Raw genomic sequence first — 13319 nt, 5'->3', positions numbered from 1 at the left:
GGCGGGCCGCGCAACCCCGCATTTCAAGTCTACCCATTCCCCACAGAGACAGAAGCCAATGACATTCCAGGACAGCATCCGCACCGTCGTCATGCAGAAATACATGGACTTCTCGGGCCGCGCCCCGAGGTCCGAATTCTGGTGGTGGGTTCTCGCCTACGTCATCGGCGCGATCATCGTGTCGTTCGTGCCGGTCCTGCCGGTGATCTACGCGCTGGCGCTGTTCCTGCCGACGCTGGCGGTCGGCTGGCGGCGGATGCAGGACATCGGCAAGCCCGGCTGGTACTTCCTCATCCCCTCGATCTACAACCTGATCGTCCGGCTGATCGGCCCGCGCACCGAGATGCCGATGGACCCCGAGACGGGGATGCCGATGCAGATGCCCGGCTTCGGCGCGCTCGCCTTCGGCGGCCTCCTCGGCATCGTCGGCCTGATCATCGCGGTCGTCTTCCTGTTCTGGCTGGTCAGGCCCGGCCAGCCGGAGACGAACGAATACGGCCCGCCCCCGGTCCGGTGATGACCGACCGCCACGCCCCTGCCGGTCCGGCCATCACCCCTGCGAGAGCGGGGGCTGCCCTCCCGCGGCCCGCGCGCCTATCTGCACAGCGCAGGAGCGGGGACGGGCGCAGGGGGCGAGAGAGAGCAGGCGACGCAGCGGCGGCGCCCGAACCCGCCTCGCCACCCTGGCCGCCTTCGCCCTTCCCCCTTTCCCGGTCCAACCCCCAGAGGTGACCCCATGACCGACCAGTCCTCCAACGACGTCTTCCACGCCTCCAGCTTCCTGCAGGGGACGAACGCCGACTACATCGAGCGGCTGTACGCGAAGTACGCCGACAATCCGACCTCGGTGGACGAGGCGTGGCAGGACTTCTTCGCGCAGCTGGGCGACGCCGGCGCCGACGCCAAGGCCGAGGCGCACGGGCCGTCCTGGGGGCGGATGGACTGGCCGCCGATGCCGAGCGACGAGCTGACAGCCGCTCTGGACGGGCAGTGGGCGACCGACGGCGCCGCCGCGGCCGAGAAGATCGCCGGCAAGGCGAAGGCGGCGGGCGTCGAGCTGACCGAGGCGCAGATCCGCGCCGCCGTGCTCGATTCCCTGCGGGCGCTGATGATCATCCGCGCCTACCGGATCCGCGGCCACCTGATCGCCGACCTCGACCCCCTGGGGATGCGCGACGACACTCCCCACCCCGAGCTCGACCCCCAATCCTACGGGTTCACCGAAAAGGACATGGACCGGCCGATCTTCATCGACAACGTCCTCGGGCTCGAGGTCGCGACGATGCGGCAGATACTCGACCTCGTGAAGCGCACCTATTGCGGCACCTTCGCGCTGCAGTACATGCACATCTCGAATCCCGAGCAGGCCGCCTGGCTGAAGGAGCGGATCGAGGGCTACGGCAAGGAGATCAGCTTCACCCAGAACGGCCGCAAGGCGATCCTGAACAAGCTGGTCGAGGCCGAGGGCTTCGAGAAGTTCCTGCACGTCAAGTACATGGGCACCAAGCGCTTCGGCCTCGACGGCGGCGAGGCGCTGATCCCGGCGATGGAGCAGATCATCAAGCGCGGCGGCTCCCTCGGCGTCGAGGAGATCGTCATCGGCATGCCCCACCGGGGCCGCCTCTCCGTCCTCGCCAACGTCATGCAGAAGCCGTACCGCGCGATCTTCAACGAGTTCCAGGGCGGCAGCTTCAAGCCCGAGGACGTCGACGGCTCGGGCGACGTGAAGTATCACCTCGGCGCCTCGTCCGACCGCGAGTTCGACGGCAACAAGGTGCACCTGTCGCTGACCGCGAACCCCTCCCACCTCGAGGCGGTGAACCCCGTCGTGCTCGGCAAGGTCCGCGCCAAGCAGGACCAGAAGAGCGACGCCGAGCGCACCCGCGTGCTGTCGATCCTGCTGCACGGCGACGCCGCCTTCGCCGGGCAGGGCGTCGTGGCCGAATGCTTCCAGCTGAGCCAGATCCGCGGCCACCGCACCGGCGGGACGATCCACATCGTGGTGAACAACCAGATCGGCTTCACCACCTCGCCGCACTTCTCGCGCTCGTCCCCCTACCCCACCGACATCGCGCTGATGGTCGAGGCGCCGATCTTCCACGTGAACGGCGACGACCCCGAGGCGGTAGTCCACGCCGCCCGCGTCGCGACCGAGTTCCGGCAGAAGTTCGGCAAGGACGTCGTCATCGACATGTTCTGCTACCGCCGCTTCGGCCACAACGAGGGCGNCGAGCCTCTGTTCACCAACCCGGTCATGTACCAGCGGATCAAGGGCCACAAGACGACCCTGTCGCTCTACACCGAGCGGCTGGTGAAGGACGGCCTGATCCCCGAGGGCGAGATCGAGGACATGAAGGCCGCGTTCCAGTCGCGGCTGAACGACGAGTTCGAGGCCGGCAAGACCTACAAGCCGAACAAGGCCGACTGGCTGGACGGCCGCTGGTCGCACCTCGACCGCGAGGACGAGCGCTACCAGCGCGGCACCACCGCGATCTCGAAGGACACGCTCGCCGACCTGGGCCGGGCGCTGACCACCGTGCCCGAGGGGTTCGAGCTGCACCGGACCGTCGGCCGCCTCCTCGACGCCAAGCGCGAGATGTTCGACAAGGGCGCCGGCTTCGATTGGGCCACGGCCGAGGCGATGGCGTTCGGCTCGCTCATGCTCGAGGGCTATCCCGTCCGCCTCGCCGGACAGGATTCCAGCCGCGGCACGTTCAGCCAGCGGCATTCGGCCTTCGTCGACCAGAAGACCGAGGACCGCTACTACCCGCTGAACCACATCCGCGAGGGCCAGGCCCGCTACGAGGTGATCGACAGCGCCCTGTCGGAATACGCGGTCCTCGGGTTCGAGTACGGCTACTCGCTGGCCGAGCCGAACGCGCTCACCCTGTGGGAGGCGCAGTTCGGCGACTTCGCCAACGGCGCGCAGATCATGTTCGACCAGTTCGTCTCGTCGGGCGAGTCCAAGTGGCTGCGGATGTCCGGCCTCGTGTGCCTCTTGCCCCACGGCTACGAGGGCCAGGGGCCCGAGCATTCCTCGGCCCGGCTGGAGCGGTTCCTGACGATGTGCGGCAGCGACAACTGGATCGTCGCCAACTGCACCACGCCCGCGAACTACTTCCACATCCTGCGCCGGCAGCTGCACCGCACCTTCCGCAAGCCGCTGATCCTGATGACGCCGAAGTCGCTGCTGCGGCACAAGCTGGCGATCTCGGACGCGGACGACTTCACCGAAGGGTCCAGCTTCCACCGCGTCCTCTGGGACGACGCGCAGAAGGGCCACTCGGACCTGACCCTGCAGGCGGACGACAGGATCCGCCGCGTCGTCATGTGCTCGGGCAAGGTCTATTACGACCTGCTGGAAAAGCGCGACGATATGGGACTCGACGACGTCTACCTCCTGCGGCTGGAGCAGTTCTATCCCTTCCCGGCCCTGTCGCTGGTGAAGGAGCTGGAGAGGTTCAAGGGCGCCGAGATGGTCTGGTGCCAGGAAGAACCCAAGAACCAGGGCGCCTGGACCTTCGTGGAGCCCAACATCGAGTGGGTGCTGACCCGCATCGACGCCCGCGTCACCCGCCCGGCCTATGTCGGCCGGGCCGCCTCGGCCTCGCCCGCCACCGGCCTCGCCAGCCAGCACAAGGCCCAACAGGAAGCGCTCGTCCGCGACGCGCTCGGAATCGAAGGAAACTGATGATGAGTACCGAAGTCCGCGTTCCCACCCTGGGCGAGAGCGTCACCGAGGCCACCGTCGCGACCTGGTTCAAGAAGCCCGGCGACGCCGTCGCCGTGGACGAGATGCTGTGCGAGCTGGAGACCGACAAGGTCACGGTCGAGGTCCCGTCGCCCGCGGCCGGCACGCTGAGCGAGATCGTCGCGCAGGAGGGCGAGACGGTCGGCGTCGACGCCCTGCTGGCGCAGATCGCCGAGGGCGACGCGCCGGCCAAGACCGCCCCGCAGGAGCCGAAGGACGCCAGGGCCGAGGAGTCGATCGACCAGGACCGGCCGAAAGGCGAGACCCCGCAGGAGGAGGTCCAGACCGACGCCGGCTCCGCCGACGTGCGGCCGCGCGATCCGCAGGACGCTCCCTCCGCCAAGAAGCGGATGGCGGAGGCGGGCCTGTCCTCGGACGAGGTGAAGGGCACCGGCAAGGACGGCCGCGTGATGAAGGAAGACGTGCTGAAGGCGCTGTCCGAGCCGAAGAAGGCCGAGGCGCCCAAGCAGGCGCCGCGCGCGCCGGTCGCCGCCGAGGACGCGGATCGCGAGGAGCGGGTCAAGATGACGCGCCTGCGCCAGACCATCGCCCGCCGCCTGAAGGAGGCGCAGAACACCGCCGCGATGCTGACCACCTACAACGAGGTGGACATGTCGGCGGTCATGGGCCTGCGGTCCGAGTACAAGGACCTGTTCGAGAAGAAGCATAAGGTGAAGCTCGGCTTCATGTCCTTCTTCACCAAGGCCTGCTGCCACGCGCTGAAGGAGGTGCCCGACGTCAACGCCGAGATCGACGGCACCGACGTCGTCTACAAGAACTACGTCCACATGGGCATCGCCGTCGGCACGCCCACCGGCCTCGTCGTTCCGGTGGTGAAGAACGCCGACACGATGAGCTTCGCCGAGATCGAGAAGACGATCGCCGAGCTGGGCGTGAAGGCCCGCGACGGCAAGCTGTCGATGGCCGACATGCAGGGCGGCACCTTCACCATCTCGAACGGCGGCGTCTACGGCTCGCTCATGTCCTCGCCGATCCTGAACCCGCCGCAGTCCGGCATCCTCGGCATGCACAAGATCCAGGAGCGGCCGATGGTCGTGAACGGCGAGATCGTCATCCGCCCGATGATGTACCTCGCCCTCAGCTATGACCACCGGATCGTGGACGGCAAGGGGGCGGTGACGTTCCTCGTCCGCGTGAAGGAGGCGCTGGAGGATCCGCGGCGGTTGCTGATGGACCTCTGAACGACGGGGCGAAAGCCCATCCTGCGGGTCTTGCCTCCGGCGGACGGCTTGAAAATCCGTCCGCCGGGCGCAGGTCGCCTGTAGGGTGGGGGAACCCCACCGCCCGCCCGGACCGACCCGGACGGCGACCCAGTCGGGAGACGACCCATGCAGATGATCTGCCGCTTCGACACCGTCTCGTGGGACGAGTGGAAACCGCGCTTCGACGGCGACGCCGAGGACCGGATGCACGCCGGCCTGACGCTGCTGCAGATGTGGCGCGACGTGGACACGCCGGACGCCGTGGTGGCGCTGTTCGAGGTGAACGACCGGAGCAAGGCCGACGCCTGGGTGGCCAAGCAGTCCGGCTTCGGCGCGGCGCTGCGGGCCGACTTCCTGAGGACGGCGTGAGGGGCCAGGACCTCCCCGCCCCGGCCCTGAGCCGGGGCCTCGGGCGGCGCGCCCGGACGGTCGAGGTCCCGGGTCAGGCCCGGGACGCGGCCCGCATTCTCGCAAGACCCGCCCCGGCCCTGAGCCGGGGCCCCGCGCGGCGCGCCCGGACGGCCGAGGTCCCGGGTCAGGCCCGGGACGCGGCCCGCATTCTCGCAAGACCCGCCCCGGCCCTGAGCCGGGGCCTCGAACGACACTTCCCAACGATCGAGGTCCCGGGTCAGGCCCGGGACGCGGCTCGCATTCTCGCAAGACCCGCCCCGGCCTCGAGCCGGGGCCTGGAACGACATGCCCGCAAGGTCGAGGTCCCGGGTCGGGCCCGGGACGGGAACCTCGGAGCCTTCGCCCCATGATCCCCGAACTCCACGTCCTGACGCTCGCCGGCCTGCTGCAGGTCGTGCAGTACGTGCTCATGTCCGTCCCCGCCAACCTCGAGCTCGGCCCCGGCAAGACGATGAGCGCGCGCGATCCCTCGCGCCTCGGCGGGCGGCTGGAGGATCAGGTGAGCGACCGGACAGGCCGGCTGTTCCGGGCGCTGAACAACCATTTCGAGGGGCTGATCCTGTTCACCCTCGCGGTCGTCGTCCTCGTCCTCGGCGACAAGACCAGCGGCCTGACCGCGGTCCTCGCCTGGACCTACCTCGGCGCCCGCATCCTCTATGTCCCCGCCTACTGGCTGGGCCTGCGGCCCTGGCGCTCGCTGATCTGGGCCGTCGGCTGGCTCGCCACCGTGGCGATGCTGCTGATCGCCCTTCTGACTTGACCCAAGCGGCCGGGCGGCTATCCCCGATGGACGCCCGGCGACGAAAGGAACGTTGAACATGGCCTCCTACGACCTCATCGTGATCGGCTCCGGCCCCGGCGGCTATGTCTGCGCGATCAAGGCGGCCCAGCTGGGCCTCAAGGTCGCCTGCGTCGAGGGGCGCGAGACGCTGGGCGGCACCTGCCTCAACATCGGCTGCATCCCGTCGAAGGCCCTGCTCCACGCCAGCCACATGGTCCACGAGGCGGAGGAGAACTTCGCCAGGATGGGTGTCGAGGTCGATGCGCCCAGGATCGACTGGCCGAAGATGCTCGCCTACAAGGACGAGACGATCGGCATGAACACGTCCGGCATCGAGTTCCTGTTCAAGAAGAACAAGATCGACTGGCTGAAGGGCTGGGGGTCGATCCCCGAGGCCGGCAAGGTCAAGGTCGGCGACGACGTGCACGAGGCGAAGAACATCGTCATCGCGACGGGCTCCGAGCCGACGGCGCTGAAGGGCGTCGAGGTGGACGAGGAGACGATCGTCACATCCACCGGGGCGCTCACGCTCAAGGCGATCCCGAAGGAGATGGTCGTGATCGGCGCCGGCGTCATCGGGCTGGAGCTGGGATCGGTCTACGCCCGCCTGGGGTCGAAGGTGACCGTGGTCGAATATCTCGACCACATCACGCCGGGCATGGACGCCGAGGTCGGCCGCACCTTCCAGCGCATCCTCAAGAAGCAGGGGCTGGAATTCATCCTCGGTGCCGCGGTTCAGTCGGCCACCGCGAAGGACGGCCGCGCAAGCGTCACCTGGAAGAACCGCAAGGACGACAGCGAGCAGACGCTCGAGGCGGACGCGGTGCTGGTCTCCACCGGCCGCAAGCCGTTCCATGACGGGCTGGGCCTGACGGAGCTGGGGGTGGAGCTGACGGAGCGCGGTCAGATCAAGGTCGACGCGCACTACGCCACCAGCGCAAAGGGCATCTACGCCATCGGCGACGCGATCCCCGGCCCCATGCTGGCCCACAAGGCCGAGGACGAGGGCGTCGCCATCGCCGAGATCCTCGCCGGCCAGAAGGGCCACGTGAACTACGAGGTGATCCCCTCGGTCATCTACACCCACCCCGAGGTCGCCGCCGTCGGCGCAACCGAGGAGCAGCTGAAGGAGGCCGGCCGCGCCTACCGGGTCGGCAAGTTCCCCTTCATGGGCAACGCGCGGGCCAAGGCGGTCTTCGCCGGCGACGGCTTCGTCAAGATCCTCGCCGACAAGGAGACCGATCGCGTCCTCGGCTGCCACATCATCGGCCCCGGCGCCGGCGACCTCATCCACGAGGTCTGCGTCGCGATGGAGTTCGGCGCCGCGGCCGAGGACATCGCCCGCACCTGCCACGCCCACCCGACCTGGTCCGAGGCGGTGCGCGAGGCCGCCCTCGCCCTCGGCGACGGCGCGATCCACGCCTGACGGACGGCGTGCCCCCGCCCTCCCTCTCATCGAGCCATAAATATCCCGGGGTCCGGGGCAGCGCCCCGGCGGGTCCGGCCCGGCAGGGCCGGACCCGATCCGCCACCACCGGGCAGCCGCGCCGGATCCGCGATTGCGCGCAGGTGGCCCCCCGCGCAGGATGCGCGCGATCCGGCAGGGAGCGGACATGACACGCACGACGGGACCGCTCGACGGGATCAGGGTGCTCGACCTCAGTCGCATCCTCGCCGGGCCGACCTGCACGCAGCTCCTCGGCGATTTCGGCGCCGACGTGGTGAAGGTCGAGAAGCCGGGGGCGGGCGACGACACCCGCGCCTGGGGACCGCCCTACGTCGAGGGACCGGACGGGCCGACGAGCGAGAGCGCCTACTATCTGTCCGCCAACCGCAACAAGCGCAGTGTCGCGCTCGACATCGCGACGCCGGAGGGCGCGGCCGAGGTGCGGCGGCTGGCGGCGCGGGCGGACGTCCTGATCGAGAACTTCAAGGTCGGCGGCCTCGCCCGCTACGGCCTGTCCTGGGACGACCTGAAGGGCGATCACCCCTCCCTGATCTACTGCTCGATCACCGGCTACGGCCAGACCGGGCCGAACGCGGCCAAGCCGGGCTACGACCTGATGGCGCAGGGCTACGGCGGGATCATGTCGCTGACCGGTCCCGAGGGCGGAGAGCCGACGAAGGTCGGCGTCGCGGTCGCCGACGTGATGTGCGGCATGTACGCGGCGAGCGCCATCCTCGCCGCGCTGCGCCACCGCGACCGGACCGGCGAGGGGCAGCACATCGACATCGGCCTCGTCGACACGCAGATCGCCTGGCTGATCAACCAGGGCACCAACTACCTCACGTCCGGCCGGGTGCCCCAGCGGCATGGCAACGCCCACCCCAACATCGTGCCCTATCAGGTGTTCGAGGTTTCGGACGGCCACGTGATCGTCGCCGCGGGCAACGACGCGCAGTTCCGCCGCTTCGCCGCGCTGATCGGCGCGCCGGGCCTTTCGGACGATGCACGCTTCGCGGCGAACGCCGACCGGGTGCGCAACCGCGACGCGCTGGTGCCGCTCCTGGAGGGGCTGCTGAAGGGCATCGCGCGGGACGACCTGCTTGCGCGGATGGAGGCGGCGGGCGTGCCGGGCGGACCGATCCACGACCTCGCCGACGTCTTCGCGTCGGACCAGGTGGCGGCGCGAGAGATGCTGGTCACGATGGCCCATCCGCTCGCCGCGACGGGCGAGGTGCGGCTGATCGGCAACCCGGTGAAGTTCTCCGCCACCCCCGTGACCTACCGCCACGCCCCGCCGACCTGCGGCCAGCAGACGGAGGAGGTGCTGCGGGACTGGACCGAAGGGAACGGCGGCGCCTAACCTTACGGCAGGGGGACGAGGGAGGCGGCGCATGGACAGGCGGACGTGGCTGGGGCTGGCGGCGGGACTGCTCGTGGCCGCGTGCGCGCCGGCGGCGCCGCCGGACCGGGCCTGGACGATCATCGTCCTGCGCCACGCCGACCGCGACGGCTGGGCGGACGCGCTCACGCCGGCGGAGCGCGCGCGGGCCGCGGCATTGCCAGAGGCTCTGGCGGGGGAACCCATCTCGGCCATCCTGATCCCCGATCGCCAGCGCAACCGCGACACGGCCGCCGCCCTCGCCGCCGATCGCGGGCTGACGCCGGTGGTCTATCGCGGATTCGACCTGCCCGGCGCGCTCGTCGCGGCCTCGGGGCCGGAGGGCGCGGCGGTCTGGGTCGGCAACCAGCGCAACCTCGCGGCGCTGTGGGCCGAACTGGGGGCACCGGGCCTGCCGCCGGCCACGTACGGGCAGATCGCCATCCTCGAAGGCGGGGGCCCGGAGGGGAGCGTACGGCGGCGGGATCTGACCTACGGAATGCCCTGAAAACAACCAGAGGTTGATTTTGGCGCGCGCGGTGTTAATAATTCAGTGCAGGAGACCGCATAGGAACTCATCGTACAGGCCCGGTCCGCTCCACGCGTTCGCCTTAATCGGGCCAGAATCACCCTGCCATCTGGGCGGGCGGACAAGTCGGGAGAGTCGGAATGGGCGTGATCGTCGTCCTCATCGCAAGCATCGCCGGGTTTGCCGGCGGAGCGGCCAGTTGGCTCTTGCTGGACGTCCCGCTCCTTGCCGCGATCGCGATCTGGGTCCTGTCCGGCCCGCTGTCGGCCGGCCTGCTGATGATCCCCCGCGCCGCGCGTCCGCAGCCCGTCGACCGACGGCAGGCCGAGGCAGCCTGATCGGTCCGCGAAGGCGCTCCCAAGCACCGACCACCTTCGACTCCTGCGCCTGAAGCCAGGCAGCCGTTCGCTGCGTCGCAGCACACGCATCCCCATCATCCGACCAGTGCCGGGCCGCAGCGCTATCCGGCCGAGATTCGGGCGCGCCGAACGCCGATCGGCGCCGACCGGCCCCGCCCTCCGCGGTCGAGGCTTGATCTGGTTCGCAACCCGGCCGATAGTCGGGGACGCGCCGTTATCTATCGACTGCTGTCTCCGACCCCGGCCCAGTCTTCGATCAGCACTGACGACAGCCGGCCCGCTGCAATTACGCGAGCGGAAGATACGAGACGAGGAGAAGGTTCACGATGGCCACCGGCACCGTGAAATGGTTCAACGCCACCAAGGGCTACGGTTTCATCGCGCCCGACGGCGGCAGCAAGGACGTGTTCGTCCACATCTCCGCGGTCGAACGATCGGGCCTGACCGGCCTGCGCGACAACCAGAAGGTCACGTTCGACATCGAGAGCGGCCGCGACGGCCGCGAATCGGCGATCAACCTGGCGCTGGCCTGACATCCGTGGCGCCGCGTCGTCTTCGGGGCGCCGCGGCGCTGTTGCTGCTGTCTCTGGGCGCCCTGTCGGCCTGCGGCCCCGCGCCGACGGGCGGAGCAGGCGTTCCGACGATCGCCATAGGACCGCGGCCCGGCCCGGCGAACACGCCGCGTGGGTCGGCTCAGGACATGTCGCTGGCGGGCACGGTGGCGCCGCGCATGGCCGCCATGGCGCCCCGTGCGCGCCCGCCGGTGGCCGAGGCGACCGGGTCGGGCCCCGAGCGGGCCTTCGTCACCGGCATCCTGCGGGAAATCCAGCTCGTCTCGTTCCGCGAGAACCGGGAATATTGCGGCTACATCGGCCTCGATCCGAACGGCAACTACATGCGCACGCCGTACTCGGCCGGGGTCGAGGCGGGCTGCGCCCTGCCGGCGATTCCCCCCGGGATGACCGTGCTGGCCTCGTTCCACACCCATTCCACCTACAGCCCGCTCTACGCCTCGGAGTTTCCGACCAGCCAGGACATGCGGTCGGACGCGTCGCTGGACGTCGACGGTTACATCTCCACCCCCGGCGGGCGGCTGTGGTACGTCGACACCGACACGATGACGGTGCGCCAGCTGTGCGGCCGCGGCTGCCTGCCGCAGGATCCGAACTACCGCGCCGCGGACGACGGGCCGCTGCGGCCGGTCTTCAGCTACGAAGAATTGGTGCGGTTCGAGAACGGGTATCTGTGAGGGACGGGGGCGGCGGGCGACGCTCTCGGCTGGCCAGCTCCTGGGGACAGCCTCGAACCGAGCGCGCCCCTGGAGCCCCAGGGATCTCGCCCCGGGCCTGACCCGGGGCCCCGCGGCGCGAAGGTCATCGGCTGATTGGCCGAGGTCCCGGGTCAGGCCCGGGACGGGTTGGACCGACTTGGACGGGCGCCGCCTCGCGGACCGCGTTCAAACACCGCCTAAGGCCCCTCCGGTCCACCCCCTCCGCCGGCTCCACCCGCAGCGTCCCGCCCGAGACCGGCCACATCAGCGCCGCCGCCTCCGCCTCGCTCCCCTCCAGCCAGCCCCCCAGATCGCCGGGCGTCAGCGTCAGGACCGGCTGACCGGGCTGAATGTCGAAGAGCGGCTTCTGCTCCGGCGCCGCGCCCCGGCCTGCGAGGGCCGCCACCTCGGCCGCCGGCCGGGTCAGGACCAGCCGGCCGGGCCGTGTCAGTCCCCGCGCACGAGGTCGAGAACGACGGGGCCGATCGCATCCACGATCCGCTCCACCCCTGCTGCGTTGGGATGGATGCCGTCCGATTGCAGCCATCGCGCCGCGGCGCCCGCCCTGTCGCCCTCCGAGATCCCGGCGAAGAAGTCGGGGTAGAGGAGCGTGCCGTACTCCTCGGACAGTTCGGGCCAGATCGCGTCGAACTCCGCCTTGTAGTCCGGCCCGTAATTGCCCGGCGCGGCCAGCCCGACGAGGAGGATGTCGACCCCCGCCGCCGTCGCCGCGTCGAGAATGCCGGCGATGTTCTCCCGCGCCGCGGCGGGATCGAGGCCGCGGAGCATGTCGTTGCCGCCCAGCTCCACGATCAGCGCGTCCACGTCGTCGGTCAGGGTCCAGTCCACGCGGGACAGGCCGCCGGCCGTCGTGTCGCCCGAGACGCCGGCGTTGACCAGCCGCACGTCGGCGCCCGCCTCGTCGAGCCACGCCTGCAGCGTCGGCACGAACCCCTCCTCCGTCGGCAGGCCGTAGCCCGCGGTCAGGCTGTCTCCCAGCGCGGCGACCACGGTCTCGGCGATGGCGCCGCCGGGAAACAGGATGAACAGGCCGAGAGCGAGCTTGCGGAGCCCGGCGCCCGGTCCATATCGGACAGGACCGCGCCCGGAAGGAGCCCGCCCCTTGCCCGATCCCGTCCTGTCGCTCGCCGACGTCCGCCTGACGCTGGACGGCAACGCCGGCCCGGTGGAGATCCTGCACGGGATCGACCTGTCGGTCGGGCTGGGCGAGAGTGTGGGGCTGGTCGGTCCTAGCGGGTCGGGCAAGTCGTCGCTCCTCATGATCCTGGGCGGGCTGGAGCGCGCCACCGGCGGCCGCGTCGCAGCCATGGGGTACGACCTGACGGCGCTGGACGAGGACGCGCTGGCGCGGTTCCGCCGGGACAATATGGGGGTGGTGTTCCAGTCCTTCCACCTGATCCCGACGATGACCGCTCTCGAGAACGTGGCGACGCCGCTGGAACTGGCCGGCGCGCGCGACGCCTGGGACCGCGCCGCGGCCGAGCTGCGGTCGGTCGGGATGGCGGACCGGGCGGACCATTACCCGGCGCAGCTGTCGGGGGGCGAGCAGCAGCGCGTGGCGCTCGCCCGCGCCGCCGCGCCGCGGCCGCGGCTGCTGCTGGCGGACGAGCCGACGGGCAACCTCGACGCCGCGACGGGACGCGCCATCGCCGACCTTCTCTTCGACCTGCGCGACCGCCACGGCGCGACGCTGGTCCTCGTCACCCACGACGAGCGCCTGGCGACGCGCTGCAACCGCGTGGTGCGCCTGCGGGACGGCCGGATCGAGCCTGGGGATCGGGCGGAGGCGGCGGAGTGACGGCGCAAACCGGAGCAACCGGCCCCGGCCTCAAGTCTGGACCTCGGGGGGCAGACGTGCGCCCCATGTTTAGGATGCGCCCTGTGGATCGAGGCCCCGGGTCAGGCCCGGGGCGGGTTCGGCATTGCGGTACCCTTGGCCCCACCCGTCACGGCCTTGAGCCGGCCGGATCGAGCCAGGCGACCGGGCGGAGGCGGCGGAGTGACGGCGCTCACCGGAGCAACTGGCCCCGGCTTCGAGCCGCGGCCACGGGGGGCAGACGTGCGCCCCATGTTTAGGATGCGCCCTGTAGATCGAGGCCCCGGGCCAGGCCCGGGGCGGGTTCGGCATTGCGGTACCCCTGGCCCCACC

13 protein-coding genes are annotated in these 13319 nt (G+C 70.4%); 12 read left to right on the top strand and 1 reads right to left on the bottom strand.

The window, feature by feature from the left end:
* The first annotated feature begins 58 nt into the window (after positions 1-58).
* From A37W_RS22975 to A37W_RS22290, 11 genes are all read left to right on the top strand, one after another.
* A complete protein-coding gene (locus A37W_RS22975; RefSeq protein ID WP_018304230.1) occupies positions 59-517 on the top strand; it encodes a DUF805 domain-containing protein in 459 nt (152 codons plus the stop codon).
* Positions 518-736: 219 nt separating this feature from the next.
* Positions 737-3691, top strand: coding sequence for a 2-oxoglutarate dehydrogenase E1 component (locus tag A37W_RS0116905; protein ID WP_018304229.1), 2955 nt, complete (start codon positions 737-739; stop codon positions 3689-3691).
* A 2-nt stretch (positions 3692-3693) separates the two neighbouring features.
* Positions 3694-4953, top strand: coding sequence for a 2-oxoglutarate dehydrogenase complex dihydrolipoyllysine-residue succinyltransferase (gene odhB, locus A37W_RS0116900; RefSeq protein ID WP_026198569.1), 1260 nt, complete (start codon positions 3694-3696; stop codon positions 4951-4953).
* A gap of 147 nt (positions 4954-5100) precedes the next feature.
* Positions 5101-5343 (top strand): DUF3303 family protein, encoded by a 243-nt coding sequence (locus tag A37W_RS0116895; RefSeq protein ID WP_018304227.1) that lies wholly within the window; start codon positions 5101-5103, stop codon positions 5341-5343.
* Between the two features lie 388 nt (positions 5344-5731).
* Positions 5732-6145, top strand: coding sequence for an MAPEG family protein (locus A37W_RS0116890; protein ID WP_018304226.1), 414 nt, complete (start codon positions 5732-5734; stop codon positions 6143-6145).
* 58 nt (positions 6146-6203) lie between these two features.
* Positions 6204-7592, top strand: coding sequence for a dihydrolipoyl dehydrogenase (lpdA, locus tag A37W_RS0116885; protein ID WP_018304225.1), 1389 nt, complete (start codon positions 6204-6206; stop codon positions 7590-7592).
* Between the two features lie 187 nt (positions 7593-7779).
* The gene (locus tag A37W_RS0116880) at positions 7780-8973 is read left to right on the top strand and encodes a CaiB/BaiF CoA transferase family protein (RefSeq protein ID WP_040754249.1); all 1194 of its coding nucleotides are present in this window, start codon (positions 7780-7782) and stop codon (positions 8971-8973) included.
* Between the two features lie 31 nt (positions 8974-9004).
* Positions 9005-9499 (top strand): histidine phosphatase family protein, encoded by a 495-nt coding sequence (locus A37W_RS22295; RefSeq protein ID WP_018304223.1) that lies wholly within the window; start codon positions 9005-9007, stop codon positions 9497-9499.
* 161 nt (positions 9500-9660) lie between these two features.
* On the top strand, positions 9661-9858 hold the full coding sequence (locus A37W_RS0116870; protein WP_018304222.1) for a hypothetical protein: 198 nt from the start codon (positions 9661-9663) through the stop codon (positions 9856-9858).
* A 347-nt stretch (positions 9859-10205) separates the two neighbouring features.
* Entirely contained in the window at positions 10206-10412 is a 207-nt protein-coding gene (locus tag A37W_RS0116865) for a cold-shock protein (RefSeq protein ID WP_018304221.1), read from the top strand.
* A 167-nt stretch (positions 10413-10579) separates the two neighbouring features.
* Positions 10580-11128 (top strand): DUF4329 domain-containing protein, encoded by a 549-nt coding sequence (locus tag A37W_RS22290; RefSeq protein ID WP_018304220.1) that lies wholly within the window; start codon positions 10580-10582, stop codon positions 11126-11128.
* A gap of 468 nt (positions 11129-11596) precedes the next feature.
* Here the strand turns inward: A37W_RS22290 and A37W_RS0116850 are convergent, their stop codons facing one another.
* Positions 11597-12160, bottom strand: a complete 564-nt coding sequence (locus tag A37W_RS0116850) for an arylesterase (RefSeq protein WP_254656018.1) — start codon at positions 12158-12160, stop codon at positions 11597-11599.
* Positions 12161-12272: 112 nt separating this feature from the next.
* On the opposite strand from A37W_RS0116850, the gene A37W_RS0116845 reads away from it, so the two are divergent.
* Complete coding sequence (locus A37W_RS0116845) at positions 12273-12968, top strand: ABC transporter ATP-binding protein (protein WP_018304217.1); 696 nt, start codon at positions 12273-12275, stop codon at positions 12966-12968.
* Positions 12969-13319: the final 351 nt, after the last annotated feature.

Source organism: Wenxinia marina DSM 24838, assembly GCF_000379485.1.
Classification (GTDB): domain Bacteria; phylum Pseudomonadota; class Alphaproteobacteria; order Rhodobacterales; family Rhodobacteraceae; genus Wenxinia; species Wenxinia marina.
The sequence above is the reverse complement of the archived record's forward strand: the minus strand, read 5'-3'. Positions and strand labels throughout refer to the sequence as shown.

Coding starts and splice junctions, on each gene's coding strand:
- A37W_RS22975 (WP_018304230.1), top strand. CDS start 59: ATGACATTCCAGGACAGCATCCGCACCGTCGTCATGCAGAAATACATG.
- odhB (WP_026198569.1), top strand. CDS start 3,694: ATGAGTACCGAAGTCCGCGTTCCCACCCTGGGCGAGAGCGTCACCGAG.
- A37W_RS0116895 (WP_018304227.1), top strand. CDS start 5,101: ATGCAGATGATCTGCCGCTTCGACACCGTCTCGTGGGACGAGTGGAAA.
- A37W_RS0116890 (WP_018304226.1), top strand. CDS start 5,732: ATGATCCCCGAACTCCACGTCCTGACGCTCGCCGGCCTGCTGCAGGTC.
- lpdA (WP_018304225.1), top strand. CDS start 6,204: ATGGCCTCCTACGACCTCATCGTGATCGGCTCCGGCCCCGGCGGCTAT.
- A37W_RS0116880 (WP_040754249.1), top strand. CDS start 7,780: ATGACACGCACGACGGGACCGCTCGACGGGATCAGGGTGCTCGACCTC.
- A37W_RS22295 (WP_018304223.1), top strand. CDS start 9,005: ATGGACAGGCGGACGTGGCTGGGGCTGGCGGCGGGACTGCTCGTGGCC.
- A37W_RS0116870 (WP_018304222.1), top strand. CDS start 9,661: ATGGGCGTGATCGTCGTCCTCATCGCAAGCATCGCCGGGTTTGCCGGC.
- A37W_RS0116865 (WP_018304221.1), top strand. CDS start 10,206: ATGGCCACCGGCACCGTGAAATGGTTCAACGCCACCAAGGGCTACGGT.
- A37W_RS22290 (WP_018304220.1), top strand. CDS start 10,580: ATGTCGCTGGCGGGCACGGTGGCGCCGCGCATGGCCGCCATGGCGCCC.